Source organism: Zobellella sp. DQSA1 (assembly GCF_041950555.1).
GTDB lineage: Bacteria > Pseudomonadota > Gammaproteobacteria > Enterobacterales > Aeromonadaceae > Oceanimonas.
Genome location: NZ_CP169531.1, coordinates 1,658,193 through 1,683,658 on the forward strand (window position 1 = coordinate 1,658,193; position 25,466 = coordinate 1,683,658).

26 protein-coding genes, 2 tRNA genes and 1 riboswitch are annotated in these 25,466 nt (G+C 60.8%); of the genes, 22 read left to right on the top strand and 6 right to left on the bottom strand.

Annotation, left to right across the window (positions count from 1 at the left end):
- The first annotated feature begins 20 nt into the window (after positions 1-20).
- Positions 21-1,040, top strand: coding sequence for a protease SohB (gene sohB, locus ACEVBK_RS07950; protein ID WP_375058528.1), 1,020 nt, complete (start codon positions 21-23; stop codon positions 1,038-1,040).
- Positions 1,041-1,094: 54 nt separating this feature from the next.
- Here sohB and astB read toward each other — a convergent pair whose 3' ends face one another.
- Complete coding sequence (gene astB / locus ACEVBK_RS07955; protein WP_375058068.1) at positions 1,095-2,432, bottom strand: N-succinylarginine dihydrolase; 1,338 nt, start codon at positions 2,430-2,432, stop codon at positions 1,095-1,097.
- A 335-nt stretch (positions 2,433-2,767) separates the two neighbouring features.
- Here astB and topA point away from each other — a divergent pair, with 335 nt between their 5' ends.
- Positions 2,768-5,392 (top strand): type I DNA topoisomerase, encoded by a 2,625-nt coding sequence (topA, locus tag ACEVBK_RS07960; protein ID WP_375058069.1) that lies wholly within the window; start codon positions 2,768-2,770, stop codon positions 5,390-5,392.
- A 130-nt stretch (positions 5,393-5,522) separates the two neighbouring features.
- Entirely contained in the window at positions 5,523-5,687 is a 165-nt protein-coding gene (locus tag ACEVBK_RS07965; protein WP_202085333.1) for a hypothetical protein, read from the top strand.
- A gap of 12 nt (positions 5,688-5,699) precedes the next feature.
- Here the strand turns inward: ACEVBK_RS07965 and ACEVBK_RS07970 are convergent, their stop codons facing one another.
- From ACEVBK_RS07970 to ggt, 3 genes are all read right to left on the bottom strand, one after another.
- Entirely contained in the window at positions 5,700-6,035 is a 336-nt protein-coding gene (locus tag ACEVBK_RS07970) for an MGMT family protein (protein WP_375058070.1), read from the bottom strand.
- A gap of 4 nt (positions 6,036-6,039) precedes the next feature.
- Complete coding sequence (locus tag ACEVBK_RS07975) at positions 6,040-7,593, bottom strand: methyl-accepting chemotaxis protein (protein ID WP_375058071.1); 1,554 nt, start codon at positions 7,591-7,593, stop codon at positions 6,040-6,042.
- Between the two features lie 159 nt (positions 7,594-7,752).
- Complete coding sequence (ggt, locus tag ACEVBK_RS07980; protein WP_375058072.1) at positions 7,753-9,474, bottom strand: gamma-glutamyltransferase; 1,722 nt, start codon at positions 9,472-9,474, stop codon at positions 7,753-7,755.
- 280 nt (positions 9,475-9,754) lie between these two features.
- Between ggt and ACEVBK_RS07985 the strand changes: the two genes are divergently transcribed.
- Positions 9,755-9,830: transfer RNA gene (locus ACEVBK_RS07985), tRNA-Gly, on the top strand.
- An 11-nt stretch (positions 9,831-9,841) separates the two neighbouring features.
- A tRNA-Cys gene (locus ACEVBK_RS07990) sits at positions 9,842-9,915 on the top strand.
- 4 nt (positions 9,916-9,919) lie between these two features.
- Here ACEVBK_RS07990 and ACEVBK_RS07995 read toward each other — a convergent pair.
- Positions 9,920-10,732, bottom strand: a complete 813-nt coding sequence (locus ACEVBK_RS07995) for a DUF1853 family protein (RefSeq protein ID WP_375058073.1) — start codon at positions 10,730-10,732, stop codon at positions 9,920-9,922.
- A 51-nt stretch (positions 10,733-10,783) separates the two neighbouring features.
- Here ACEVBK_RS07995 and ACEVBK_RS08000 point away from each other — a divergent pair, with 51 nt between their 5' ends.
- From ACEVBK_RS08000 to ACEVBK_RS08010, 3 genes are all read left to right on the top strand, one after another.
- The gene (locus tag ACEVBK_RS08000; protein ID WP_375058074.1) at positions 10,784-11,542 is read left to right on the top strand and encodes a Nif3-like dinuclear metal center hexameric protein; all 759 of its coding nucleotides are present in this window, start codon (positions 10,784-10,786) and stop codon (positions 11,540-11,542) included.
- A 224-nt stretch (positions 11,543-11,766) separates the two neighbouring features.
- Positions 11,767-13,143, top strand: coding sequence for a sigma-54-dependent transcriptional regulator (locus ACEVBK_RS08005; RefSeq protein WP_375058075.1), 1,377 nt, complete (start codon positions 11,767-11,769; stop codon positions 13,141-13,143).
- Positions 13,140-13,514 carry an Hpt domain-containing protein gene (locus ACEVBK_RS08010; RefSeq protein WP_375058077.1) on the top strand — a complete coding sequence of 125 codons (375 nt, stop codon included), beginning with the start codon at positions 13,140-13,142 and terminating at the stop codon, positions 13,512-13,514. Before ACEVBK_RS08005 ends, ACEVBK_RS08010 begins: the two co-directional genes overlap by 4 nt.
- A 193-nt stretch (positions 13,515-13,707) precedes the next feature.
- Here ACEVBK_RS08010 and ACEVBK_RS08015 read toward each other — a convergent pair whose 3' ends face one another.
- On the bottom strand, positions 13,708-14,361 hold the full coding sequence (locus ACEVBK_RS08015) for a response regulator (RefSeq protein WP_375058078.1): 654 nt from the start codon (positions 14,359-14,361) through the stop codon (positions 13,708-13,710).
- A gap of 175 nt (positions 14,362-14,536) precedes the next feature.
- A riboswitch (molybdenum cofactor riboswitch) is annotated at positions 14,537-14,674 on the top strand.
- On the opposite strand from ACEVBK_RS08015, the gene moaA reads away from it, so the two are divergent.
- The 14 genes from moaA to ACEVBK_RS08085 all read left to right on the top strand — a co-directional run bounded on the left by moaA (position 14,662) and on the right by ACEVBK_RS08085 (position 25,438).
- On the top strand, positions 14,662-15,642 hold the full coding sequence (gene moaA, locus ACEVBK_RS08020) for a GTP 3',8-cyclase MoaA (RefSeq protein WP_375058079.1): 981 nt from the start codon (positions 14,662-14,664) through the stop codon (positions 15,640-15,642). It overlaps the preceding riboswitch by 13 nt.
- Before the next feature lie 220 nt (positions 15,643-15,862).
- Positions 15,863-16,363: a ferredoxin-type protein NapF gene (gene napF, locus ACEVBK_RS08025; RefSeq protein WP_375058080.1), complete on the top strand. Its 501-nt coding sequence runs from the start codon at positions 15,863-15,865 to the stop codon at positions 16,361-16,363.
- On the top strand, positions 16,360-16,632 hold the full coding sequence (locus ACEVBK_RS08030; RefSeq protein WP_375058081.1) for a chaperone NapD: 273 nt from the start codon (positions 16,360-16,362) through the stop codon (positions 16,630-16,632). Before napF ends, ACEVBK_RS08030 begins: the two co-directional genes overlap by 4 nt.
- Entirely contained in the window at positions 16,629-19,118 is a 2,490-nt protein-coding gene (napA, locus tag ACEVBK_RS08035; protein ID WP_375058082.1) for a nitrate reductase catalytic subunit NapA, read from the top strand. Before ACEVBK_RS08030 ends, napA begins: the two co-directional genes overlap by 4 nt.
- 9 nt (positions 19,119-19,127) lie before the next feature.
- Positions 19,128-19,871 carry a ferredoxin-type protein NapG gene (gene napG, locus ACEVBK_RS08040; protein ID WP_375058083.1) on the top strand — a complete coding sequence of 248 codons (744 nt, stop codon included), beginning with the start codon at positions 19,128-19,130 and terminating at the stop codon, positions 19,869-19,871.
- A complete protein-coding gene (gene napH / locus ACEVBK_RS08045; protein ID WP_375058084.1) occupies positions 19,871-20,734 on the top strand; it encodes a quinol dehydrogenase ferredoxin subunit NapH in 864 nt (287 codons plus the stop codon). The genes napG and napH overlap by 1 nt, the downstream gene beginning before the upstream one ends.
- Positions 20,734-21,198, top strand: a complete 465-nt coding sequence (locus tag ACEVBK_RS08050) for a nitrate reductase cytochrome c-type subunit (RefSeq protein ID WP_375058529.1) — start codon at positions 20,734-20,736, stop codon at positions 21,196-21,198. The genes napH and ACEVBK_RS08050 overlap by 1 nt, the downstream gene beginning before the upstream one ends.
- 9 nt (positions 21,199-21,207) lie before the next feature.
- Positions 21,208-21,801 (top strand): cytochrome c3 family protein, encoded by a 594-nt coding sequence (locus tag ACEVBK_RS08055; protein ID WP_375058085.1) that lies wholly within the window; start codon positions 21,208-21,210, stop codon positions 21,799-21,801.
- Between the two features lie 135 nt (positions 21,802-21,936).
- Positions 21,937-22,446, top strand: coding sequence for a molybdenum cofactor biosynthesis protein B (moaB, locus tag ACEVBK_RS08060; protein ID WP_375058086.1), 510 nt, complete (start codon positions 21,937-21,939; stop codon positions 22,444-22,446).
- Positions 22,447-22,450: 4 nt separating this feature from the next.
- Positions 22,451-22,927, top strand: coding sequence for a cyclic pyranopterin monophosphate synthase MoaC (moaC, locus tag ACEVBK_RS08065; RefSeq protein WP_375058087.1), 477 nt, complete (start codon positions 22,451-22,453; stop codon positions 22,925-22,927).
- Complete coding sequence (gene moaD / locus ACEVBK_RS08070) at positions 22,924-23,169, top strand: molybdopterin synthase sulfur carrier subunit (protein WP_375058088.1); 246 nt, start codon at positions 22,924-22,926, stop codon at positions 23,167-23,169. Before moaC ends, moaD begins: the two co-directional genes overlap by 4 nt.
- A gap of 1 nt (position 23,170) precedes the next feature.
- Positions 23,171-23,614, top strand: coding sequence for a molybdopterin synthase catalytic subunit MoaE (gene moaE / locus ACEVBK_RS08075; RefSeq protein WP_375058089.1), 444 nt, complete (start codon positions 23,171-23,173; stop codon positions 23,612-23,614).
- 150 nt (positions 23,615-23,764) lie between these two features.
- Entirely contained in the window at positions 23,765-24,577 is an 813-nt protein-coding gene (locus ACEVBK_RS08080) for a MetQ/NlpA family ABC transporter substrate-binding protein (RefSeq protein WP_375058090.1), read from the top strand.
- 15 nt (positions 24,578-24,592) lie between these two features.
- Positions 24,593-25,438, top strand: coding sequence for an alpha/beta fold hydrolase (locus tag ACEVBK_RS08085; RefSeq protein ID WP_375058091.1), 846 nt, complete (start codon positions 24,593-24,595; stop codon positions 25,436-25,438).
- The last annotated feature ends 28 nt before the right edge of the window (positions 25,439-25,466 follow it).

The window sequence follows — 25,466 nt, forward strand, 5'->3', positions numbered from 1 at the left end:
CGCCCTAAGGAGATGGCATGCTGGAGTTTTTATACGAGTACGGATTGTTTGCCGCCAAGAGCCTGACCTGGGTTCTGGCTATCGGACTGTTGGTGGCGTTGGTGGCCGGCCTGGCCGCCAGGCAGAAGCAAGGTGGCGACCAACTGGAGGTAGAGGATCTCAGCGCCGACTTGCGCCGGCAGCAGCAACGATTGCAACTGGCCACGGCAGCGAATGACGCCGAACGCAAGGTATTGAAACAGCAGTTCAAACAGCTCGACAAGGCGAACAAAAAAGCCGGAGACCAGCGCAACCGGCTCTATGTGCTGGAGTTCAAGGGCAGCATGGATGCGCGCGAGGTCAGTGGCCTTAGCCGGGAGGTGTCCGCCTTGCTGCAACTGGCCCGAGCCGGCGATGAAGTCCTGTTGCGTCTGGAGTCCGGCGGTGGTCTGGTGCATGGCTATGGCCTGGGTGCGGCGGAGCTGGGCCGGCTCAAGGCCCATGGTTTGTCGTTGACGGTGGCGGTGGACAAGGTGGCGGCCAGCGGTGGTTACATGATGGCTTGTGTGGCCGAGCGCATCATCGCCGCGCCCTTTGCCATCGTCGGCTCCATTGGGGTGGTGGCGCAGTTGCCGAACTTCAACAAGTTTCTGAAAAAGAAAGACATCGACATCGAGCTGCATACCGCGGGAGAGTACAAGCGGACCCTGACCCTGTTCGGGGAAAACGACGAGCACGGTCGTGCCAAGTTCCGGGAAGAGCTGGAAGTCATTCACCAGCGCTTCAAGGACTTTATCGCCCAGAACCGGCCGGCGCTGGCCCTGGACAAGGTCGCTACCGGCGAGCACTGGCTGGCCATCGATGCCTGCGAACTGGGCCTGGTGGATGAACTGATGACCAGCAGCGAGTACCTGCTGGGGCAAAGTACGGAAAAACGCATCATCCGTTTGCGTCACAAGCCAAAGCTCAGCCTGAAGGAAAAGCTGGGCAAGGCGGTGGAGGTCGGCGTGAGCCGGGCGTTGATGAAACTCTATGAGGCGGGCCAGCGCCCCTTTGGTTGATTAAAAACGGGGACCCGGGACTCGGGATTATGCTCACCCCAGTCCCCGTTTTAACTACCGCTGGAAAGGATAGACGGAGCCCAGCTGCAGTATCTGGGTCAGTTCGTCCAGCGCACTGCGGGACTCCTGCAGCAGGGCCGGATCGCGCAGGTCGTTCAGGCTCAGGGTATCGCGATAGTGTTGGTCCACCCATTGGTTGAGGCGACCGAACAGGGTGTCGTTCATCAGGCAGGCCTGGTTGGTCGCGGCCTGTTCTGCCGCGGTCATCGCCACCCGCAGCCGCAGGCAGGCCGGACCGCCGCCGTTGCGCATGCTCTGCTTCACATCCATGAAATGCACTTCCCGGATCGGGGTGTTCAGGGTGAGCAAGCGATCCAGATAGGCCTTGACGCTGGGCGTTTCGGCACACTCGGAAGGTGCGATAATCGCCATGTGGCCCGGCTTGAGGGTCACTATCTGGGTATTGAATAGGTAGCTCTTCACCGCGTCCAGCACCGGCACCTCATGGGTGGGCACCTCGATGAAGTGCAGCTCGGTATCGGGCAGCTTGCGGCGGATTTCCTCCAGCGCCGCGGCGGTGTTGAGGAAGGCTTCCTGATGATAGAACAGCACGTTCTGGTTGCCGACGGCGATGACGTCGTTGTGGAATACGCCCTGATCGATCACTTCCGGGTTTTGCTGAATAAAGATGGCGGTATCGTTATCCAGTTCGTGCAGCCGGGCGACGGCGCGGGAGGCTTCCAGGGTCTGCCGCGCCGGGTAGCGGCGCGGTGCCGGGGCGCCCAGCTCGAAGGCACTGCGGCCGTAGACGAACAGTTCCACCCCGGCCTGGCCGTAGTCGGCACAAAGCCGGGTGTGGTTGGCGGCGCCTTCGTCACCGAAGTAGTCGTTGGTAGGCAGCGCCTGGTGGTGGCTGAAGTGGCGTTCGTCGGCAAACACCCGGCCCAGGATGCGTCCGGTTACTTCATGTTCGATGGAGCGGTGAAACTTGTTGGTCAGGTTGGCGGGAGTGAAGTGGATACGGCCGTCCGCGGTGTCGGCACTGGGGGACACGGTGGCGGCGTTGGCGGTCCACATGCTGGAGGCGGAGCAGCAGGCGGCCAGCAGGACCGGATCTTCGCGAAACGCCTTTTCCAGTATCTGAGCATCTCTGCCGGTAAAGCCCAGCCGGCGCAGGGTATGGATATCGGGGCGTTCCTGGGGAGCCAGTACTCCCTGAACCAGGCCCAGATCGGTCAGCGCCTTCATTTTCTTCAGGCCTTGCTTGGCCGCCTCTTTGGGGCTGGAAGCATCCTGGGCGTTGCTTTGAGAGGCCACATTGCCGTAAGACAGGCCGGCGTAGTTGTGAGTGGGGCCGACCAGACCGTCAAAATTAGCTTCAAACTGTACCATTATATTGTCCTTTTAAATGGTGAAAAGGGCCAAGAAAATCCTGTGGGTTGCTATTATATGTGGATTTATTTGGAAGATGTAACCCGTTTTTAACAACAGATTTCACCGAAATAATAACAATGCATAAAAAGCGGTCGAACAGGCAGCGGGCTAAAAAAAGCAGTTGATTCCGGCAGGCATGAAGGTGTTAATAAATAAATATAAATTCACCGAACTTTTTTCCGGCCCAGGCCCGGCAAGTTTGCTTTTTACGGCTTTTTCACTTATACAGCCGTCATCACCTTGCCGCCGGACTCCCCGAACGGGGCCAGACTTTAAGGATCTATACGCGCTTTATGAGCAAATCGCTGGTTATCGTCGAATCGCCCGCCAAGGCAAAGACCATCAACAAATATCTGGGTAAGGACTTTATCGTCAAATCCAGTGTCGGCCATGTGCGTGACCTGCCTACCGCCGGCTCCTCTACCGCGAAAAAAGCCGGTGGCCGCAAGGCCGACACCAAGCAGTTGAGTCCGGAAGAGAAAGCCCGGCTCAAGCAGCAGAAAGAACACCAGGCGCTGATTGCGCGTATGGGGGTGGATCCGGAGCAGGGCTGGAAGGCGGATTACCAGGTGTTGCCCGGCAAGGAAAAAGTGGTGTCCGAGCTGCAAAGCCTCGCCGAAAAGGCCGATACTGTCTACCTGGCAACGGATTTGGACAGGGAAGGGGAGGCCATCGCCTGGCATCTTAAGGAGTTGATCGGCGGTGATGACGGCCGTTTCAAGCGGGTGGTGTTCAACGAAATCACCAAGACCGCCATTCAGGAGGCGTTCAGCCATCCGGCCGATCTCAACCAGAATCGAGTCAACGCCCAGCAGGCCCGCCGCTTCCTGGATCGGGTCGTGGGTTACATGGTGTCGCCGCTGCTGTGGAAAAAAGTGGCCCGGGGCCTGTCCGCTGGCCGGGTGCAGTCGGTGGCGGTGCGGCTCATCGTGGAAAAAGAACGTGAAATCAAGGCGTTCGTGCCGGAAGAGTATTGGGATATCCAGGCCGCCTTGAGCAACGAGCAACAGTTGGCGCTGGTCATGATGGTGGCCAAATACCGGGGCAAGGAGTTCCGGCCGGTCAACGAAGGGCAGGCCATGGCGGCGGTGGCGGCGCTCCGAGCCAGCCGTTTCGAAGTGGTGTCGCGGGAAGACAAACCGACCCAGAGTAAGCCGCCGGCGCCCTTCATTACCTCCACCCTGCAGCAGGCGGCCAGTACTCGGCTGAGCTTCGGGGTCAAGCGCACCATGATGCTGGCCCAGCGGCTCTACGAAGCGGGCTATATCACCTATATGCGGACCGACTCCACCAACCTGAGTCAGGAGGCGGTAAACGGAGTCCGCGACTTTATCCAGGAGCAGTACGGCCAGTCTTATCTGCCCGAGACCCCCAATGTTTACGGTGCCAAGGCCAACGCCCAGGAGGCCCACGAGGCGATCCGGCCCTCGGACGTGGCTCTGGCGGCGGACCGGCTCGACGGCATGGAAGCCGATGCCAAGCGGCTCTATGACCTTATCTGGCGCCAGTTTGTGGCCTGCCAGATGGTCCCGGCCCAGTACGACAGCAGTACCATCACGGTGCAGGCCGGCGATTATGAACTCAAGGCGCGGGGCCGTATCCTGCGCTTCGCCGGCTGGACCAAGGCGCTGGCGCCCCAGAGCCGCAAGGGCGAAGACACCGAACTGCCGGCGGTACAGGCAGGCGAAGTGCTCAATCTCGACCAGCTTGAGCCCAAACAGCACTTCACCAAGCCGCCAGCCCGCTTCACCGAAGCGGCGCTGGTACGGGAGCTGGAAAAACGCGGCATCGGCCGGCCGTCTACCTACGCGTCCATCATCTCCACCATTCAGGACCGGGGTTACGTCAAGGTGGAGAGCCGGCGTTTCTTTGCGGAGAAAATGGGCGAAATTGTCGCCGACCGGTTGCAGGAAAGTTTCGCCGAGCTGATGAATTACGATTTCACCGCCCAGATGGAAAGCAAGCTGGATGAAATTGCCGGCGGCAGCCTGAACTGGACCCAGGTGCTGGATGCCTTCTATGCCGAGTTCAGCGAAGAGCTGGAAAAGGCCGAACGGCCCTCGGAAGAAGGCGGCATGCGTGCCAACCAGATGGTGCTGACCGATATCGATTGTCCGGCCTGCGGCCGCAAGATGGGTATTCGTACCGCCACCACCGGGGTTTTCCTCGGCTGTTCCGGCTATGCGCTGCCGCCCAAGGAGCGCTGCAAGCAGACCATCAACCTGATCCCGGGTGATGACTTTGTACTGGCCAACGATGACGAAGCGGAAACCGACGCCCTGCGCGCCAAGCACCGTTGTGCCAAATGCGGCACCGCCATGGATGCCTACCTTATCGACGACAAGCGCAAGCTGCACGTGTGCGGCCAGAACCCGGATTGTGACGGCTATGAACTGGAAGAAGGCCAGTTCAAGCTCAAAGGCTATGAAGGCCCGGTGATCGACTGCGATCGCTGCGGTGCCGAGATGCAGCTGAAGAATGGCCGGTTTGGCAAATACATGGCCTGTACCAACGACGCTTGCGGCAACACCCGAAAAATCCTGAAAAGTGGTGAAGTGGCACCGCCGAAGGAAGATCCGGTGCACCTGCCCGAGCTGCCGTGCAGCCAGTCCGATGCCTATTTCGTGTTGCGTGATGGTGCCGCCGGGGTGTTCCTGGCTGCCAGCAATTTTCCCAAGTCCCGAGAAACCCGGGCCCCGTTGGTGGAGGAACTGGTGCGCTTCAAGGAGCGGCTGCCGGCCAAGTTCCTGTATCTGACCGAGGCGCCGACCGAGGATCCAGACGGCAACAAGGCCGTGGTGCGCTTCAGCCGTAAAAACAAGGAACAATATGTGATGACCGAGGTCAATAAAAAAGCCACCGGCTGGACCGCTCATTATACTGATGGTAAGTGGCGGCAAAACCAGAAGGGAAAATAACAACAGCCAAGCCGCATGACGTGACCGGGCAGCTATGTCCGGTCAGTATTCAGAATCACAGCACGAGTACAGCGCAATGAAACAGGGACGTTAAACGACCACAGGCCGGGCCTGTTTATGGGGAGTGAATATGGACATTCATGAAATAAGACCGGGCATGATTTGCCATACCGCAGACGGCTCGGGTTATGTGCTGGAAGTCGATGTCAATAACCAGCTGGTGCTGTTGCAACGAGAGGATGAGACCATCCCCTTCCAGGTGCATATCAGCGAGTTACTGGAAGAGACCGACTGAGCCGCGCCGGCGTCAGCGTTCCATCAACATCAGCATGGCAGCCAGATCCGGTTGCCACTGATGCTGCCTCATCGATACCCGGTCTCCTTTCAGTAAGACTCCTTCCTGTTGCAACCGTTGCCGTTGCTCGTGCCAGCCCTCGCTGTCTCTGGGCAGGCTGATCCGGCCCGAGGCCGCCACCACCCGGTGCCAGGGCAGGGCTGCCGTATCCTGGGTTTTCAGGATACGGCCCACCAGCCGTGCCCGGCCCGGCAGCCCGGCCAGGTCCGCCAACTGACCGTAACTGACCACTTTTCCCCTCGGAACTAGGGCAAGCAGGGTCAGTACGGCACGATCGTGGGGCGACATGGGTTCAGGAAAAGGTGCGGGTCATGTCATTGAGCCCCTGGGAGCGCTCCAGCAACTGTTTGCTCGAAGCCTCCACATGGGCAATCTTGTCCAGATTGGCGGACGAGGCTTCGGAAATCTGATGTACATTACGGCTGATGTCTTCGGCCACCAACTGCTGCTGTTCGGCGGCGGCCGAAATCTGTACCGTGATCCCCACGATATCATCGATTTCGCCGACCACCCGGCCCAAGCTGGTGCTGCCGGCTTCGGCCGCGTCCACACATTCCTGGCTGTGCTCCAGGTTGGCGTCCATCATGGTTCGCCATTTTGCGAGGGTCTGCTGGATCTGATTGATGCTGGTCTGGATCTGTTCGGTGGCGCCGTGAGTGCGGGTCGACAGGGCACGGACTTCCTCCGCGACCACCGCAAAGCCCCGGCCATGCTCACCGGCGCGGGCGGCCTCGATGGCGGCATTCAAGGCCAGCAGGTTGGTCTGATCGGCAATCCCCTGGATCTCGCTCATCAGGGTACCGATGCGATCCGACTCCTGGGTGAGGGCAAAAGTGGCTTCGGCGGCGTGTTCGGCTTCTCGTGCCAGCGCGATGATCTTCTGCTTGGTCTGCTCCAACTGGCTTTGGGTCAGCTGGCACTGATGCTGGGCTTCTGCCGCGTTGGTGGCGGCCCGCTGGGTATTCTGGGTGATCTCGGTGGTGGTGGCCGACATTTCGTCGATGGCGGCGGCGATCTGGTGGGTATCGCTGTCTTGCCGGCTCAGATCGGCCCGGGCCCCGATCATGGCCTGCATCAGCGAGCCGGCCAGGGACTTGAGTGAACCGGTGGCATCATCGACCCGGCCCAGTATGGTCCGGGTGCGGGCCTGCCACATTTTAAGGTGATAATCGGCGATGGAATGAGGTTCATCACCGGAATACACCAGCCGTGAAATACTGTCGTAGTCCTTGCCCAGGCTACGGAAATAGTGTCGGGTTCCGAACAGCGGTTTGCGATAACAGACGGCGAGCCAAGCGACCGGCAACAGGCTCCACAGCAACTGTCCGGCGCCGCCGTTGAAAAAGGCCCCGGCCAGCAGCGCCAGCAAACCGGTCATCGATAGCCAGGGCATGGCCAGTTTCAGCACGGAAAATGCGCCGGCCTTGCCCTGCTCCTGTTTCAGCAACTGGCGATAGGCTTTGCTGGCCCGGTCACGGGTCCGGTCATCGAGCCGGGTGCGAACCGACTGGTATCCCACTATCTTGCCCTGCTGATAGATGGGAGTGACATAGGCATCTACCCAGTAATAACGGCCGTCTTTGCAGCGATTCTTGACGGCCCCCCGCCAGGCTTGGCCGGCTTTGACACGATCCCAAAGGTCCTGAAACGCCGCCTTGGGCATTTCCGGGTGACGCACGATATTGTGGTTTTTACCGACCAGCTCTTCGGCCTGGTAGCCGGCAACACGACAGAAGACCTCGTTGGCATAGGTAATGACGCCGCGCAGATCGGTAGTGGAAACCAGCTGTTCCTGGTCGTTGTAGGTGACTTCCTCATCAATAACGTTCTGGTTTCTTCTGCTCATCTGATTTTTAGTTTCTGTTATTTGGTTATTGCTTATCGACCCCGGCCATTCAAACTTGAGCAGGGTCCGGTCCAGGGCGTCAATATACGTGACTGAGCGCATAATTCACACGCCGGCATCTGTTTGTGTAACTGATATTTAACATTTGTTGCAAGGCTGTCAGTCGGCGGCCAGGGCGATCCCCTCCCGCCTGGGGTCGGCACTGGCGCTCACCCTCCCTTGGTGCAACATGATGCCATGCAGGCCGGAATGGAGTTCGGTCAGACGAGTCTCGAAGCCCTGTTGCTCCAACTCCGCCTGCAACGCCTGGTTGCGCCCTCCCGGCTCCAGTTCCAGTACATTGCCCCGATGCAGAAGATGCGGTTGGTGCAGCGCTTCCTGCATGTCCATGCCCCAGTCGAGCACATTGACCAGAGCGTGCAGGACATAGCCGATGCTGCTGCTCCCCCCTGGTGAGCCTATTACCAGCAGGGGCTTGTCCCGATAGAGTACTATGGTCGGGGCCATGGAGGAGCGGGGGCGCTTGCCCGGCTCCAGCCGGTTAGCTACCGGTGCGCCCTGATGTTCGGGGCTGAAGGCAAAGTCGGTCAGCTCGTTGTTGAGCAGAAAGCCCTGCACCATCAGCCGGGAGCCGAATCCGTGCTCGATGGTGGAAGTCATTGCCAGGGCGTTGCCCTCCTGGTCGACGATACTGATATGAGTGGTGGCGGCAAGCTCGAGTGAATCGTCCGAGGCGAAGTGGCCGAGCGAAGGGGCCGGCAAGCCGGGTAAAACCTGCTGCAAGGCATGGGAGCGCTCGGCAATCAGCCGGGCTCTCCCGGCCAGGTATGCCGGCTCAAGCAACCCTGTGACCGGCACCGGCACAAAATCGCTGTCGGCGATATAACGGTTTCGATCGGCAAAGGCCAGGCGTGAGGCGTCGGCAATCCAGCGCCAGCTTTGTGGCGAGTTGGGTCCCAGCTGTGCCAGCTCAACATGAGACAGCATACCCAGGATCTGCCCCAGGGCGAGCGCACCCGAGCTGGGGGGGCCCATGCCGCAGACCTGATACTGCCGGTATGGGGCGCACAGCGCCGGCCTTTCCTTGACTCGGTAGTCGTTCAAATCCTCGAGGCCGAGATAGCCCGGCGGGTTGGCATGTTGCACCTTGTCGACCATGGCGGCGGCAATCTCACCCTGATAAAACGCCGACGGTCCTTCGAGACTGAGGCGGGTCAGGACGGCCGCCAACAGCGGGTTGGCCCTGGTGCTACCGGCCTGTAACGGCCGGCCGGCGTCATCGAAAAAATAGGCCCGGCTCTGAGGATCCCTCGATAGCGACTCCCGCTCTTCCGCCACCAGCCGGGCCAGGCGCGGCGACACGGTGAATCCGTTGAGGGCCAGCGTGATGGCTGGAGCGAACAGCTCCCGCCAGGGCAGGCGGCCAAAGCGCTGATGGGCCTGCCACAGCAGCATCGGGGTGCCGGGGGTCGCCACCGAACGGCCGCCGACCACGGCGTCCATAAAGGCGAGTGGCTGGCCCCGCTCATCGAGGAACAGATCCGGTGGTGCGGCAAAGGGCGCGGTTTCTCGCCCATCCAGGGTGGTCAATCTCCCCTCATCCTGTTGCCAGTACACCAGGAAGGCGCCACCGCCGAGCCCGGACGACTGCGGCTCGACCAGGGCCAGTACCGCCTGCGCCGCTATCATGGCATCCACCGCGGTGCCGCCCTGGCGCAACAGCTGCCGTGCAGCATGGCTGGCATAGGGGTTGGCGGTGACCACCATGGCCTCGTCTGCCGTCACCAGGGGATTGCTCCTCCAGCCGGCGGCTGCTTCCGGTACCGGGGTATCGGCAAGGGTGACGGGGTTCCAGAGCAGTACAAGCAACAGCAGGGGCATGGGCGGCCTCCGTGAAAGGGAATGCCAGCAAGCTTAGCCGGGGTTGGCGCCTGTCGCCAAAGGTATGGCTGACAAAAAGTGTTCAACTCGCTGAAAAATAAAGCAAATAGGTTGAATAAAAGAAAAATGGCTTGTATTGTCCGCCCGCCTGCCTATAATGCGCATCCATCGGCCGCGGCGCGGTTCGATAAAGCGGGAATAGCTCCGTTGGTAGGGCTCAAGCTTGCTGAAGTTGATTGAGGGTCGCAGCGCGGCCCCATGCACAAGTTAAAAGTTTTAAGCGGGAATAGCTCAGTTGGTAGAGCACAACCTTGCCAAGGTTGGGGTCGCGAGTTCGAGTCTCGTTTCCCGCTCCAAATTCTGCAAAGGCGCGTTAGCAAAGCGGTTATGCAGCGGATTGCAAATCCGTTTAGTCCGGTTCGACTCCGGAACGCGCCTCCATATCTCAATCGTCTCTGCCCTGGCTGTCCAGCCACTTTTCGTCCACTCTGATATACCAATCGCCGTGCTTGTTTTTGTAATTCTGCTTGACTCCCTGCTGTTCACAACAGCGGCCCCCCGTCAGCCAGCCCAACTTTTGCTGTGGTTCGAACGAGGCATCCGGCCATTCGGTTCCCCATTGTCCGCGCTCTCCCTGCTCGCATAAAAACTGTCTGCAGGCGGAGGGATAATACAGGCGTCCTTTCAGGATCAGACGTCTTGTCTCGGGTAACAGCCCCTGGCGGGTGAGCCGCTCCCGAATTTGTGGATGCTGGCTGAGCCGAAGCTGATGGTAGAGCATATGTTCTAATTTGTGTCGTAGCTTGTCGCGAGGATTCACTCCCCTGGCATTGTCAAATGCCGAGTGCGGATCCGTGACCAGATAAAACTTTACCGCCAATTCCCAGTGTTCTGTACGCTGTAACTGCTTGTCCCGAACGATAAAATCGAATGCGCCCAAGGTGGTGCCGTCAACCACCTGCTGCCAGTTATACGCCAGCAGTTGAAAGCGGGAATGATCCAGCAGGAAAAAGTGCCAGAGTGCCTCGAAATACTGCCCCAGTCGGCGATAAGGCCGGCAGTGGGCATGCAGTACCGCCGGTGCCGTATCAAGCTCGAACAAGCGCGCTTGGTATTCCCCGAGCAGGTCTTGGTACCAGCTGTTATCGGGAGACTCGGAGATGGCATGCAGCAGGTTGGGGCTGGCCAGGGCCCAGGCCAGGTCCCGTACCACGGGATCGGTCAGACGGTTCAACAGATGACCGAGGGAATAGCTCATAAGTGACACCTTTTGTTTTACAATGAGCCAAACATACGCGATGGAGCCAGCATGAATAATCTGGAACTCGAACGGCTGCTAAACCGGCAGCTCAATGTGGAAGCTATCAAGGATTATTGTCCGAACGGCCTGCAAGTGGAAGGCAAAAGCGAGGTTTGCCATATTGTTACCGGCGTTACCGCCAGCCAGGCGCTGGTGGACCATGCCGTTGCCCTGGGCGCGGATGCGCTCCTGGTACATCACGGCTACTTCTGGAAAGGTGAAAACGAGCGGATACGGGGCATGAAACGGCGACGGCTCAAGGCCTTGCTCAGTCATGATATCAATCTCTATGCCTATCATCTGCCCCTCGATATAGCCCCCGGAGTGGGTAATAACGCCCAGTTGGCGTCGCTGCTGGGCATTCGTAGCACGGGGCCGCTGGAGCCGGGCAATGTGCTGTCCGTCGCGATGCAGGGGGTGCTGGATGATCCCTTAAGCGGGGTACAGCTCGCCGAGCGGCTGCAACAGCGATTGGGGCGGTCTGTGTTGCATGTGGGGGATACCGGCCCCTCTCTGATCCATCGGGTCGGTTTCTGTACCGGCGGTGGCCAGGGGTTTATCGAACTGGCGGCCGAGCAGGGCATGGATGCCTTTATCAGCGGTGAGGTCTCGGAGCAAACCGTGCACGTGGCCCGGGAGCAGGGACTGCATTTTTTTGCGGCCGGTCATCATGCCACCGAGCGTTACGGGATCCAGGCGTTGGGGGAATGGCTGGCGACGGAACACGGGCTCAGGGTCAGCTTTGCAGACATCGACAATCCGGCCTGAGCAGGCAAAAAAAAGACCAGGGTACATGGATACCCTGGTTTCGCAGCAGCCACACAGGCATAAACTGTCGTCGTTCCTAACAACAAAATGAGCAGCGGAGAAGAGTGACAAATGAGTCACACTACATGTTGATCTCATGTTAACATGAAGTTAATTTGCTGCAAGTATTTTTTCATGGTCAGTATCAAAAAGACCAGCCGGACGGTAAAGGTGAGAGATAAAAGATGGTAGATGAAAGACTGAATGTCTTGTTGGTAGAGGATACGCCTTCCCTGGCGGCGCTTTATCAGGCCTATCTGCAGGATGAGCCACTGTCGCTGACGGTGGTCAGTAACGGCCAGCAGGCACTGGAACACATTCGTCAGCAGCCGCCGGACATTCTGTTGCTTGATCTGATTTTACCGGACATGCCAGGCATGGAAATCCTGCAATGGCTGCACCGGGAGCATCCGGAAGTGACCACCATTGTGATGACGGCCCATGGCTCGGTCGATGTGGCGGTGGACGCCATGCGCCTGGGTGCCCACGACTTCATCAACAAGCCGGTGGAGGCGGAGCGGCTCAAAGTGACGCTGCACAACACCATGAAGTTCCGCCATCTCAACCAGCTGGTGGACCGGTTCCGGCACGAGATAGAGCAGAAGCGCTTCCAGGGTTTTATCGGTGAGAGCCTGCCGATGCAGAAGGTATATCGGCTGATCGAGAACGCCGCTCCCAGTAGTGCGACCGTCTTCATCACCGGTGAAAGCGGTACCGGCAAGGAAGTCTGCGCCGAGGCCATCCACCAGTTGAGCGGTCGGGCCGAGGGCCCTTTTATCGCCCTCAACTGTGCCGCCATTCCCAAGGATTTGATGGAGAGCGAGCTGTTCGGCCATATCAAGGGCGCCTTTACCGGTGCCCTGCAGGACCGGGATGGAGCCGTGATCCGGGCCGATGGCGGCACCCTGTTCATGGATGAGATCTGCGAAATGGATCTGGAGCTGCAGAGCAAGTTGCTGCGCTTCCTGCAGACCGGGCTGATTCAGCCGGTGGGCAGCTCCAGGCAGATCAAGGTGGACGTGCGCATCGTCTGTGCCACCAACCGGGATCCCCTGGTCGAGGTGGAGCAGGGGCGGTTCCGGGAAGATCTCTACTATCGCCTGCATGTGATCCCGGTGCAGCTGCCGCCGCTGCGGGAGCGGGGAGCCGACGTGCTCAGCATCGCCACCGCCCTGGTACGGCAGGCTTCCCGCGAAGAGGGCAAGTCCTTCGTCGGTTTGTCCGAGGCCACCAAGGATCGGCTGCAGGCCTACCATTGGCCGGGTAACGTGCGCCAGTTGCAGAACGTGATCCGCAACGCGGTGGTGCTGCATCAGGGGGAGTGGATAGAGCTGGATATGTTGCCGGCGCCGCTGGACAAGCCGCTTTCCCACAGCGCCGCCCAGCATGTACTTGCCGATTCCGCTTCGGCACGGGTGATTCCGCTGGCGACGCTGGAGCGGCAGGCGATCGAAAGCGCCATCAATCATTGCCAGGGCAATGTTTCCCGCGCCGCCGCCCTACTGGAGGTGAGTCCTTCCACCATCTATCGCAAGCTGCAAAGTTGGGGGAGGGAAGCATGACCGACTGGCTGACACTGCAGGCACGGTTGCCTCTGCTTGACTTGCACCAGTTGAGGCGGCTTGAGCAGGATCTGGGCGCCGAAGTGCTGGCCCGGCTGTTGGCGCTGTTCGTGGAGGATGGTCGCCAGCAGGGTGGCATCCTCTGCCAGGCCTTTGCTGAACGGGATTATGGGCAGATGGCGGACTGTTGTCATAGCCTGAAATCGGCTTGTGGCAGCTATGGTGCCCTGCGTTGCCACTACCTGAGTGAAAAACTGGAGCAGTCCTGCCGTGAGCGTGACACGGACAAGGTGGCTGAGCAGATGGTTGCGTGGCAGCAGAGTCTGGATGCCACCTTGAATGAGTTTGAGGCTCGGCTTGGTCGCGGTTGACAGGCAAAAAAAATGGTCAACCCAATGGGTTGACCGAACTTCAGCGGGAGCTGAAGAGAGCACGGGATAAAAACGACTGTAATAGTATATGAAATTATCGTGCCAACTTTTCAAACCCGCGGATTGTCAGGCTTTGCGACTCTGAAGCTGGTTTTTTGAGCGATGCGGTATGCGAAATTTTGCAGTTTGAGAGTTAGTTTTTTTGCAATTTGCCACTTTGCGGCTCTCTGCCGTTCAGGTAGATCAGTGCGGCTTCCAGCCTCGACTGGACGTCCAGCTTGCGCATCAACGCCTTCATATGTACTTTCACCGTCCCCTCGGCGATGTTGAGGTTGTCGGCGATCTGCTTGTTGCTGAAGCCTTCCGCCAGCAGGGCCAGGATCTGGCGCTCCCGGTAGGTCAGGCTGGCCAGATGCTCGGCCGATGCATGACGCGGGGCTTCCTGCAGTTTTTCACTGACCGGCTTGTCACCGAGCAGGGCCTGCTTCAGGGCCGGGATCAGTGATTCGGGCTCGATATCTTTCAACAGGTAGCCATCGGCGCCGAGATCGAGCAGCCGTTGGGCATCGTCCTGGCTGTCGGAGACGGTCAGGATCACCACCTTGCCTTGGTAGCCCTGCTGCCTCAGCGCCAGCAGCACGTCCGAACCCTGCTCCTCACCCAGGTTCAGATCGAGCAGAATCAGATCCGGGTTGATCTGTGCGGCCAGGCGTTGGGCCTCGGCACCGTTGTCGGCTTCGGCCACCACGTTGAAAGGACCGGCTGCGGTGATCCAGGTTTTAATTCCTTTGCGCATCAGCGGGTGGTCATCGACCAGTAACAGGGTGGCGGGTTGGACTTGTGTCATGGGCGTCGTTGCTTCTGTGATGATGAGAGAGTCGGTATGGTAATAGATCACCAGCATATGCAAAGCATATCGGCAGGGCAATAGTGGTATTCGGTAGGCAATTTTATCCTTGCCACAAATTTTTCTTGATCTGAAGCTATGTTTTTACCTAAGGTGGTGGGTAGAAAACAGGATGAACTTAACAAACTCCGAGTCGGGTAAACCTAAGTTGGCCAGGGTCAATAGGGTTGCCAGACCGTTCAGCCACGGCTGTAAGGGTAGTGATAGAAATGTCCCTGCCTCCCTCTTGGAAAGGTGTTTATGTTTGAATTACAGGATGCGTTCGCGCGCAAGTTCCACTATCTGCGGCTGTCGGTCACCGACGTCTGCAATTTCAGGTGCCAGTACTGCCTGCCCGATGGCTATAGGCCCGATGGCCGCAAGTCCTTTCTGACGTTGGACGAAATCCGTCGCCTGACCCGCGTCTTTGCCGCCATGGGCACCAACAAGGTGCGCATTACCGGAGGCGAGCCTTCCCTGCGCAAGGATTTTACCGCCATCATCGAAACCGTGGCCGCCACCCCCGGCATACGCAAGGTGGCCATGACCACCAACGGTTATCGCATGGCACGCCAGGTGGCCGACTGGCGCAGTGCCGGGTTGTCCGCCATCAACGTCAGCGTCGACAGCCTGGACTCGCGCATGTTCCACCAGATCACCGGGGAAAATCGCTTCCAGGAAGTGATGGCGGGCATCGACGCCGCCTTTGCCGCCGGATTCGAACAGGTCAAGGTCAATACGGTGCTGATGCGCGGCCTGAACGATGGCGAACTGGGGCGCTTCCTGGGCTGGATCAAGGACAACCCCATCCAGCTGCGCTTTATCGAACTGATGCAGACCGGCGACATGGACGAGCTGTTCAGCCGTCACCATGTGCGTGGCGCCCTTATCAAGGAGCAACTGCTGCGTTCGGGTTGGCAGCAAAAGGTGCGGGCCCACAACGACGGCCCGGCCGAGGTGTTCTGGCATCCGGATTATGTGGGCGAAATCGGCCTTATCATGCCCTATGCCAAGGACTTCTGTGCCAGCTGCAACCGGCTGCGAGTCTCCTCGCTCGGCAAGCTGCATCTGTGCCTGTTCGGTGATTACGGGGTAGAGCTACGGGATCTGTTGGCCGAAGACGACCAGCACGCAGCCCTCCAACTGCGTTTGCGCGAAGCCCTGGCCGATAAAAAGGCGACCCACTTTCTCCATCAGGGGCAGACCGGCATGACCCCTCATCTGGCCTCTATCGGCGGCTGAACTTCTTTCCGAGACCTCTTCCCGCAGGAGAAAGCCCCGTTTTCTCCTGCTGCGGTAGTATCCGGTTGATCCAGATCAACACTCCCTCCTTTGTACCCACTAGGTGGTATTCCTCCGCTTGCTCCCCCGCTAATACCATATAACCAATAGGTGATAAGCATCAGGCAAATATCATCTTAACGTCTATGCTACACAAAAAGTTATGGCAAAACGGGGGCTTATGACATCGGGACCGGACTTATCACGGCGGCGCTGGCTCAAGGGTGGATTAACCCCGGCCAGGCCGGAGAATCCGCTGCCCTGGTCGCGTGACTGGCTGAACTTTACCGACGGCTGCAGCCGTTGCGGCGACTGTCTGCGGGCCTGCCCGGAACGGATCATCATCGCGGGTGACGGCGGCTTTCCGGTGGTGGATTTCAGCCGGGGAGAGTGCACTTTCTGCGGCCGCTGCGCCGAGGTGTGCCAGGAAGATATCTTCGCTCCCCGGTCGGCGTCGCCCTGGCGGCAGCAGGCTCGCTTCGGTGCCGCCTGCCTGGCCATTCAGGGCGTGCACTGCCGCAGTTGCGAAGACAGTTGCGAGCCGCAGGCCATCCGTTTCCGGCCGCAATTGGGTGCCGTGGCCCGTCCCGAGCTGGACGCGGAGCGTTGCACCGGCTGTGGCGCCTGTGTCGCCGGCTGTCCGGCGGCCGCCATCAAGATTCTGAGTCAGGAGCAAGCATGAGCAAAGCAAATGAATGGCACGTCGCCAGCCTGGTGGTTTATTGCCGGCCAGAATTATTGGCGCCGGCGTTGCAGGCCATCAGCGCCATGGACGGGGTGGAGGTGCCGGTGTCGGGAGAGCAGGGAAAGCTGGTGGTGGCGATCGAGGGTCCCACCCAGAAGTCGGTGGTCAGTCGTATCGACCAGATAGCGCTGCTGGACGGTATTTTGTCTACCACCCTTATTTATCATGAATTTGCTGAACTGGAAGCAGGTGAGGAGCAACAATGAAGCTGAGTCGTCGCGCCTTTATGAAGGCCAATGCGGTGGCCGCCGCCGCCGCCGCCGCCGGGCTGGCCGTGCCGGCCGGAGCCACCAATCTGATCACCAGCCGGGATCAGACCTCCATCAAGTGGGACAAGGCCCCCTGTCGCTTCTGCGGCACCGGCTGCTCGGTGCTGGTGGGCTCCCAGGACGGGCGGGTAGTGGCCACCCAGGGGGATCCGGATGCGCCGGTCAACAAGGGCCTGAATTGCATCAAGGGTTATTTTTTGTCGAAAATCATGTACGGCAAGGACCGGCTGACCACGCCGCTGCTGCGCATGAAAAACGGCAAGTTTGACAAGGATGGGGACTTCACTCCGATCAGTTGGGATCAGGCGTTCGACATCATGGCCGAGAAGTGGAAGGCCACCCTCAAGGAGAAGGGGCCCGACGGCATCGGCATGTTCGGCTCCGGCCAGTGGACCATCATGGAAGGCTACGCCGCCGCCAAGCTGTACAAGGCCGGTTTCCGCTCCAACAACCTGGACCCCAACGCCCGTCATTGCATGGCCTCCGCCGTGGTCGGCTTTATGCGCACCTTCGGCATGGACGAGCCCATGGGCTGCTATGACGACATCGAGGCCACCGACGCCTTCGTGCTGTGGGGCTCCAACATGGCGGAGATGCACCCCATCCTCTGGTCACGGCTGACCGACCGTCGCCTGAGCGCACCCCATGTGCAGGTGCATGTGTTGTCCACCTTCGAGCACCGCAGCTTCGAACTGGCGGACAACGGCATGGTGTTTCATCCCCAGACCGATCTGGCCATCCTCAACTACATCGCCCATTACATCATCGAGAACGGCTATGTAAACCAGGATTTCGTCGAGAAACACGTCAATTTCGTCAAGGGCGAAACCGACATCGGCTACGGCCTGCGCCCGACCCATCCGCTGCAGCAGGCGGCGGCCCACCCGGACTCTGGCGCCTCCACCCCCATCAGCTTCGAGGAATTCGCCAGGTTCGTGGCCGATTACGACGTGGAAACCGTCGCCAAGCTCTCCGGCGTGCCCACCGACAAGCTGGAAGCGCTGGCCCAGGCCTACGCGGACCCCTACATCAAGGTGGTGTCCTTCTGGACCATGGGCTTCAACCAGCATACCCGGGGTACCTGGGCCAACAACATGGTCTACAACATCCACCTGCTGACCGGCAAGATATCCGAACCGGGCAACAGCCCCTTCTCGCTCACCGGCCAGCCCTCGGCCTGCGGCACCGCCCGGGAAGTGGGTACCTTCGCCCACCGACTGCCGGCGGACATGGTGGTCACCAATGCGGATCACCGCGCCTACTCCGAGAAGATCTGGAAGCTGCCAGACGGCACCATCAACCCGCAGGTGGGTTATCACGCCGTGCTGCAAAACCGTATGCTCAAGGACGGCAAGCTCAATGCCTACTGGGTGATGTGCAACAACAACATGCAGGCCGCCCCCAACATGAACGAGGAGGGGCTGCCCGGCTACCGCAACCCGGCCAACTTTATCGTGGTGTCCGACCCTTATCCCACCGTCACCGCCCAGGCGGCGGATCTGGTGCTGCCCACCGCCATGTGGGTGGAGAAGGAAGGCGGCTACGGCAATGCCGAGCGCCGTACCCAGGTATGGTACCAGCAGGTGAAAGCCCCCGAGGGAGCCAGGTCGGATCTGTGGCAGCTGATGGAGTTCTCCAAACGCTTCACCATGGAAGAAGTCTGGCCCGAGGAGCTGCTGACCAAGGCACCCGAATACCGGGGCAAGACCCTCTATGAGGTGCTCTACCGCAACGGCCAGGTGGATCAGTATCCGTCCGAGGATTGCAAGAACGAGCTCAACGACGAACGGGATCACTTCGGCTTCTATGTGCAGAAAGGCCTGTTCGAGGAGTATGCCAAGTTCGGCCGGGGCAAGGCCCATGACCTGGCCCCTTATGATGTCTACCACCAGGCCCGCGGCCTGCGCTGGCCGGTGGTGGACGGCCAGGAGACCCTGTGGCGTTACCGGGAAGGCTACGACCCCTATGTGGAGAAGGGCACCGGGGTGCAATTCTACGGCCACAAGGACAACAGGGCCATCATCTTTGCCCTGCCGTTCGAGCCGGCGGCCGAGGTGCCGGATGCGGAATACAACCTCTGGCTGTCCACCGGTCGGGTGCTGGAACACTGGCACTCCGGCTCCATGACCCGGCGGGTGCCGGAGCTGCACCGCGCCTATCCCGACGCCCAGGTGTTCATGCACCCGGACGATGCCCGGAAACGGGGTCTGCGCCGGGGCGACGAGGTGGTGATCGCTTCCCGCCGGGGCGAGATGAAGAGCCGGGTGGAAACCCGCGGTCGTAACCGGCCGCCCAAGGGGCTGGTGTTCGTGCCCTGGTTCGACGAGAGCCAGCTGATCAACCGCCTGACCCTGGACGCCACCTGCCCGCTCTCGAAAGAGACCGACTTCAAGAAGTGCGCGGTCAAGGTGATGAAGGCGTAAGGACGGGGCATGGCGATGAGCGGGGCTTCACGACGGCAGTTCATGCTGCAGCTGGCGGGTGGCGGCTGCGCCATGGGCCTGGTCGGGCTGGGACTGGGGGCATACAGCCACCAGGCCGCCAGCCTGCCGGCCCAGGCGCTGCGGCCGCCGGGCGCGGGGGCCGAGCCGGATTTTCTCGGCGCCTGTGTGCGTTGCGGCCTGTGCGTGGCGGCCTGCCCCTACGACACCCTCAAGCTGGCCCGGCTGCTGACCCCGGTGACCACGGGCACGCCCTACTTCGAGGCACGGGCCGTGCCCTGCGAGATGTGCGACGACATTCCGTGCGTGGCGGCCTGTCCGAGCGGGGCGCTGGATCCGGAGCTGACCGATATCGACGAGGCCCGCATGGGTTTGGCGGTGCTGATCGATCACGAGACCTGCCTCAACTGGCAGGGCCTGCGCTGTGACGTCTGTTACCGGGTCTGTCCGCTGATCGATCAGGCCATCACCCTGGAGGCGAGTCATAACGGCAGGACCGGGCATCATGCCCTCTTTATTCCGACGGTACATGCGGATGCCTGCACCGGCTGCGGCAAGTGCGAGCATGCCTGTGTGCTGGAAGAGGCGGCCATCAAGGTACTACCGCGAAAGCTGGCCAAAGGCGAGCTGGGCGCCCACTACCGCTGGGGCTGGGTCGAGAAGGAAAAGGCCGGTGAATCCCTTATCGGGGACCAACTGACCCTGCCGACCCGTCGTCCGGAAGGAGGGCTGTGATGAAGCGGCATCCCGGCACCGAGGCGGTAGAGCGCAAGGGCTGGTGGCGGGCGCATCGCTTCCTGCTGCTGCGCCGGCTGTGCCAGTTGTCGGTACTGGGCCTGTTCCTGCTCGGCCCCTGGGCCGGGATCTGGCTTATCGAGGGCAACCTGTCCAGCTCCTTGCTGTTCGGGACGGTGCCGATGACGGATCCCTTCGCCCTGGTGCAGCTGCTGGCGGCGGGGCACTGGCCGGTGCTGACCGCCTGGCTGGGGGCGTTGATCGTCCTGGTCGGCTATGCCCTGCTCGGGGGGCGGGTGTTCTGCTCCTGGGTCTGTCCCCTGAATCCGGTGACCGACACCGCCGGTTGGTTGCGCCGTCGGCTGGGGCTGCGGCAGGGCTCGGGGCTTTCCAGCCGGCTGCGCTACTGGCTGCTGGCCACCATCCTGGTGGTGCCGTTTATCGGCGGCCTGGTGGTGTGGGAGTCGGTCAATCCGGTATCCCTGCTGCACCGGGGCCTGCTGTTCGGCATGGGCTGGGGCTGGTTGCTGATAGCCGCGGTGTTTTTGTTCGACACCTTTGTGGTGGACAGGGGCTGGTGCGGCCATCTGTGCCCCCAGGGGGCCTTCTGGGGGCTGGTGAACAAGCTGAGACCCTTGCAGGTGACGGCGGCCGGTCGGGAACACTGTACCAGCTGCATGGATTGTTACGCGGTCTGTCCCGAGCCCCAGATACTAAAGGGGCCGGTACACGGCGCCAAAAGGGGGCATGGCCCCGAAATCAAGATGACGGATTGTAGCCATTGTGGGCGTTGTATCGACGTGTGTGCGGAAGACGTCTTCAGTTTCACCACGCGTTTTGCAAAAAAGGCGGAGAAAAAATGATGATAAAGACTGGAAAAGTGATGGGAGCGCTGCTGCTGGCGGCTTGGGTGGGCATGGTGCAGGCTCAGGTCGAGGAGATTGATGCCCATACCGGTAAACTGCACTCGCTGCAGGGGGATACCGCCTTGCAATACAACAAAGATGCCGAACGGCTCAGGGATCCGGTCAAGGATCAGGGCATTCAGGACAGGCAGTATATCCACCAGCCGCCCCTGGTGCCCCACCAGGTACGGGGTTATGAGGTGGATCTCAAGGTCAACCGCTGCCTGGCCTGCCACGGCTGGAAGAACGCGGCCGCCCGTGGCGCCCCTCGGGTCAGCCCGACCCACTATGAAACCCGGGATGGCATGACCCTGGGCGACATCAGCCCGCGGCGTTACTTCTGCCTGCAGTGCCATGTGCCGCAGACCGATGCCAAGCCGCTGGTGGACAATACCTTCACTCCCGTTGAATCCCTGCGGTAAGGAGCCCCTATGGCGGAGAAGAAAAGCCTGTTCAAACGGCTGTGGCAAACCTTCCGTTCACCCAGCAAGGTGGCGGTGGGCGTGGTGCTGGTATTCGGCTTCTTCGGTGGCGTCATCTTCTGGGGCGGCTTCAATACCGCGCTGGAGGTGACCAACACCGAGCAGTTCTGTATCGGCTGCCATGAAATGCAGGATAACGTCTATCTGGAGTACCGGGATACCATCCATTACGCCAACCGCTCCGGAGTCAGGGCCAGCTGCCCCGACTGTCATGTGCCCCATGAGTGGACCCACAAGATAGTGCGCAAGATAGCGGCGTCCAAGGAAGTCTGGGGCAAGATGACGGGCATTATCGATACTCCCGAGAAGTTCGAGGCCCATCGCCGCTACATGGCGGACAGGGAGTGGCAGCGGATGAAGGAAACCGACTCGCGGGAGTGCCGCAACTGTCACAACTTCGACTACATGGACTTTAGCGTGCAGGGCAGCCGCGCGGCCCAGGCCCACTCCACCTCGTTGGCCAGTGGCGAGAAAACCTGTATCGACTGCCACAAGGGCATAGCGCATCAGTTGCCCAATATGCGTGGTGTCGAAGGATTCTGAGCAGCATCCATGAATGACGTCAAAGCCTGTGGCATTATTGCCCCAGGCTTTGTTGTTTTCCGGATTGACCTTCCGCCGCGCTGTGCGAGAATGTTTCAATTATTATCTTTATGTAAAAATTAATGAGAGGACGCCATGAGTCATGCAAGCCAGGCCTTCGTGCCCCTGAAGATAGCGGTGCTGACCGTCTCCGATACCCGTAACGAAGACACCGACACCTCGGGCCGCTTCCTGGCCGAGGCGCTCACCGCCGCCGGCCACCAACTGGCGGAAAAAATCATCCTCAAGGACGACAAGTACGACATCCGCGCCCTGGTGTCACGCTGGATTGCCAGCCCCGAGGTGCAGGTGGTGTTGATCACCGGCGGTACCGGCTTCACCGGCCGCGATACCACCCCCGAGGCGGTGGGCCCGCTGCTCGATACCGTGATCGACGGCTTCGGCGAGCTGTTCCGCCATATCACCTACCAGGAGCTGGGCACTTCCACGGTGCAGAGCCGGGCCCTGGGTGGGCTGGCCAACCGCACCGCCATCTTCTGTATGCCGGGCTCCACCGGTGCCTGCCGCACCGGCTGGAACGGCATTCTGGCCGAGCAGCTCGACGCCCGCCACAAGCCCTGCAACTTCGTGCAGCACCTGGTGTAGGCTCATGAGCGAACTGACCCACATCAACGCCTCGGGCGAGGCCAACATGGTGGACGTGAGCGCCAAGGCGGTGACGGTGCGCGAGGCCCGGGCCGAGGCCTGGGTGCTGATGGCACCCGAGACCCTGCAACTGATCCTCGGCGGACAGCACCACAAGGGGGACGTGTTCGCCACCGCCCGTATCGCCGGCATCATGGCGGCGAAGAAAACCGCCGATCTCATCCCGCTGTGTCATCCGCTGGCGCTGTCCAAGGTCGAGGTACAATTGAAGGCCGATACCGGTCGGGGCGGGGTCCATATCGAAAGCTACTGCAAGCTGGCGGGGCAGACCGGGGTCGAGATGGAAGCGCTCACCGCCGCCTCGGTGGCGGCCCTGACCATCTATGATATGTGTAAGGCGGTGCAAAAGGACATGCGCATCGAAGGCGTCCGCCTGCTGGAAAAACGGGGCGGCAAATCAGGAGATTTTAAAGCGACATGATCAAGGTGGTATTTTTCGCGCAGGTACGCGAACTGGTCGGCGAGGATGAACTCAGCCTGGCCGAGGACTATGCGGATGTGAACGCCCTGCGCCAGGCCCTGGCCGGGCGCGGGGACAAGTGGGCGCTGGCGCTGTCCGACGACCGGCTGCTGGCGGCGGTCAACCACACCATAGTGCCGCTCGATACGCCCATCAAGGCCGGGGACGAAGTCGCCTTCTTCCCGCCGGTCACCGGAGGTTGAGATGATCCGGGTACAGACCGAAGACTTCGAGCTGGGCGCCGAATACGCTGTCCTCAGCCGTTCGCACCAGACCGGCGCCGTGGTCACCTTCGTCGGCAAGGTGCGGGAGATGAACCAGGGGGAGGCGGTCAGCGGCATGACCCTGGAACACTATCCGGGCATGACCGAGCACTCGTTGAACCAGATAGTGGAAGAAGCGCACCGGCGCTGGCCGCTGCTGGAGTGCCGGGTGATCCACCGGGTAGGCCGGCTCGAACTCGGCGACCAAATCGTGTTCGTGGGGGTGGCAAGCAGCCACCGGGAGGCGGCCTTCGAGGCCTGCCATTTCATCATGGACTACCTCAAGACCCGGGCCCCGTTCTGGAAGAAGGAAACCACGGCGAGCGGCGAGGAGCGCTGGGTGGAAGCCAGGGACAGCGACAGCCGCGCCGCGGAAAAGTGGTAACGGGATTGTGCTTTGTCTCAACGCCGGGCCGAGCCAGCCCGGCGTTTTATATTTGGCGCCAAACGGACTCTCTGCTAGCATGGCCATCCAAAAGGCTAAACGTATGGCCGTTCACTGTTCTGCCGCTTTTCTCATCAGCAAGGAGTCCTTATGCGCCGTACCCTGCTCAAACTGCCCCTGTTGGCCCTGACCCTGTCATGCCTGCCGTTTTCCCTGCTCGCCGCCGACCCGGACAAGAAGGAGATCGTCATCGGCACCACGGTCGGGGACTTTGCCGACATGGTGACCGAGTCGGTTAAGCCCTTCCTGGAAACGCGTGGCTACCGGGTAAAACTGGTGGAATTCACCGACTATGTGATGCCCAACCTGGCGTTGGCGGAAGGGGCGCTGGACGTCAACTGCTTCCAGCATCGACCCTACCTCGAAACCTTCAGCAAGGACAGGGGCCTGGATCTGATCCCCGTCACCCAGGTGCCCACCGGTCCCATGGGGCTCTATTCCGGCAAGCTGAGTTCCCTGGAGCAGGTGAAGAAAGGCAGTACCGTCGCCATCCCCAACGATCCCACCAACCAGGCCCGGGCCCTATTGATGCTGGAAGACATGGGCTGGATCCGGCTGAAGGACGACATAGATCCGCTGCGCGCCAGCGAGTTTGACGTAGCGGAAAACCTCAAGGGCATCCGGCTGGTGCTGCTGGAGGCGGCGCAACTGCCCCGCTCGCGCCAGGACGTGGACTTCTCGGTGATCAACGGCAACTTCGCCGCCTCCAGCGGCATTCCCTTCGCCGAGGGGCTTTTCCTCGAACGCAGCTACGATTTCATCAACTGGGTGGTGGTGCGCGGCGAGGACCAGGACCAGCCCTTCGTGCAGGACTTGATCGATGCCTACAACGCCGAGGATTTCAGGGACTACGCGATGAAGCGCTTCGAGGACTACAAGTACCCCGAGTCCTGGAACCGTTGAGCGCCTGTCCTGCGTATGCATCGTTCATGGCGGTTTGAAGTCCATGGCCGCCGGCTGGCGGTGATGGAGTGGGGCGATCCGCAGGGCATTCCCCTGGTGGCCTTGCACGGCTGGCTCGACAACGCGGCGAGCTTCACCCTGCTGGCCAAGTTGTTGCCGCAAGTGCGACTGATCGCCCCCGATCTGGCCGGCCATGGTTTATCCGACCACAGGCCCGCCGGCCAGCCCTACTATATCTGGGACAACCTGGCCGATGTGCAGGCATTGCTCGACGAACTGGGACTGAAGCGGGTGGCCCTGCTGGGCCACTCCATGGGCGCCGGGATAGCCAGTCTCTTTGCCGGCGCCTTTCCCGATCGGGTCAGCCGGCTGTTCCTGCTGGACGGCCTCGCCCCCCTCGATTACCCCGCCGAGCAGTTGCCGGCACAGATGGCCGAGGCGTTGCTTCGTGGCGCGCGCCTCGGTCGTCGCTCGCTCCGTCCTTACGCCAGTTTCGAACAGGCGGTGCGGGCGCGCATGGGCGGGCGCTGGCCGATAGGCCGGGAGGCGGCAGTCTGGCTCCTGGCGCGGGGTCTGCGCGAGGAGGCCGATGGTTGGTACTGGCGCAGTGATCTGGCGCTGACCCAGCCGTCGGTGGTACGCCTGTGCGAACAGCAGATAGCGGCCTTTCTGTGCCGGCTGACCATGCCGGTGCTGCTGGTGATGGCGGCGTCGGGTATCGGCATGGCGCGGGTCGAACAACAACTGGCGCTGGTGCCGCAACTGGAACTCGAGCTATTGGCCGGCGGCCATCATCTTCACCTGGAAGCAGTGCCGGCGGCGTTCATTGCCCAGTGGATAGGCGAGCGGCTGCAGGCCTGACTGTAGTCACAAGTCCGGCGGTCTGATT

Coding starts and splice junctions, on each gene's coding strand:
- astB (WP_375058068.1), bottom strand. CDS start 2,432: ATGGTACAGTTTGAAGCTAATTTTGACGGTCTGGTCGGCCCCACTCAC.
- topA (WP_375058069.1), top strand. CDS start 2,768: ATGAGCAAATCGCTGGTTATCGTCGAATCGCCCGCCAAGGCAAAGACC.
- ACEVBK_RS07965 (WP_202085333.1), top strand. CDS start 5,523: ATGGACATTCATGAAATAAGACCGGGCATGATTTGCCATACCGCAGAC.
- ACEVBK_RS07970 (WP_375058070.1), bottom strand. CDS start 6,035: ATGTCGCCCCACGATCGTGCCGTACTGACCCTGCTTGCCCTAGTTCCG.
- ACEVBK_RS07975 (WP_375058071.1), bottom strand. CDS start 7,593: ATGAGCAGAAGAAACCAGAACGTTATTGATGAGGAAGTCACCTACAAC.
- ggt (WP_375058072.1), bottom strand. CDS start 9,474: ATGCCCCTGCTGTTGCTTGTACTGCTCTGGAACCCCGTCACCCTTGCC.
- ACEVBK_RS07995 (WP_375058073.1), bottom strand. CDS start 10,732: ATGAGCTATTCCCTCGGTCATCTGTTGAACCGTCTGACCGATCCCGTG.
- ACEVBK_RS08000 (WP_375058074.1), top strand. CDS start 10,784: ATGAATAATCTGGAACTCGAACGGCTGCTAAACCGGCAGCTCAATGTG.
- ACEVBK_RS08005 (WP_375058075.1), top strand. CDS start 11,767: ATGGTAGATGAAAGACTGAATGTCTTGTTGGTAGAGGATACGCCTTCC.
- ACEVBK_RS08010 (WP_375058077.1), top strand. CDS start 13,140: ATGACCGACTGGCTGACACTGCAGGCACGGTTGCCTCTGCTTGACTTG.
- ACEVBK_RS08015 (WP_375058078.1), bottom strand. CDS start 14,361: ATGACACAAGTCCAACCCGCCACCCTGTTACTGGTCGATGACCACCCG.
- moaA (WP_375058079.1), top strand. CDS start 14,662: ATGTTTGAATTACAGGATGCGTTCGCGCGCAAGTTCCACTATCTGCGG.
- napF (WP_375058080.1), top strand. CDS start 15,863: ATGACATCGGGACCGGACTTATCACGGCGGCGCTGGCTCAAGGGTGGA.
- ACEVBK_RS08030 (WP_375058081.1), top strand. CDS start 16,360: ATGAGCAAAGCAAATGAATGGCACGTCGCCAGCCTGGTGGTTTATTGC.
- napA (WP_375058082.1), top strand. CDS start 16,629: ATGAAGCTGAGTCGTCGCGCCTTTATGAAGGCCAATGCGGTGGCCGCC.
- napG (WP_375058083.1), top strand. CDS start 19,128: ATGGCGATGAGCGGGGCTTCACGACGGCAGTTCATGCTGCAGCTGGCG.
- napH (WP_375058084.1), top strand. CDS start 19,871: ATGAAGCGGCATCCCGGCACCGAGGCGGTAGAGCGCAAGGGCTGGTGG.
- ACEVBK_RS08050 (WP_375058529.1), top strand. CDS start 20,734: ATGATAAAGACTGGAAAAGTGATGGGAGCGCTGCTGCTGGCGGCTTGG.
- ACEVBK_RS08055 (WP_375058085.1), top strand. CDS start 21,208: ATGGCGGAGAAGAAAAGCCTGTTCAAACGGCTGTGGCAAACCTTCCGT.
- moaB (WP_375058086.1), top strand. CDS start 21,937: ATGAGTCATGCAAGCCAGGCCTTCGTGCCCCTGAAGATAGCGGTGCTG.
- moaC (WP_375058087.1), top strand. CDS start 22,451: ATGAGCGAACTGACCCACATCAACGCCTCGGGCGAGGCCAACATGGTG.
- moaD (WP_375058088.1), top strand. CDS start 22,924: ATGATCAAGGTGGTATTTTTCGCGCAGGTACGCGAACTGGTCGGCGAG.
- moaE (WP_375058089.1), top strand. CDS start 23,171: ATGATCCGGGTACAGACCGAAGACTTCGAGCTGGGCGCCGAATACGCT.
- ACEVBK_RS08080 (WP_375058090.1), top strand. CDS start 23,765: ATGCGCCGTACCCTGCTCAAACTGCCCCTGTTGGCCCTGACCCTGTCA.
- ACEVBK_RS08085 (WP_375058091.1), top strand. CDS start 24,593: ATGCATCGTTCATGGCGGTTTGAAGTCCATGGCCGCCGGCTGGCGGTG.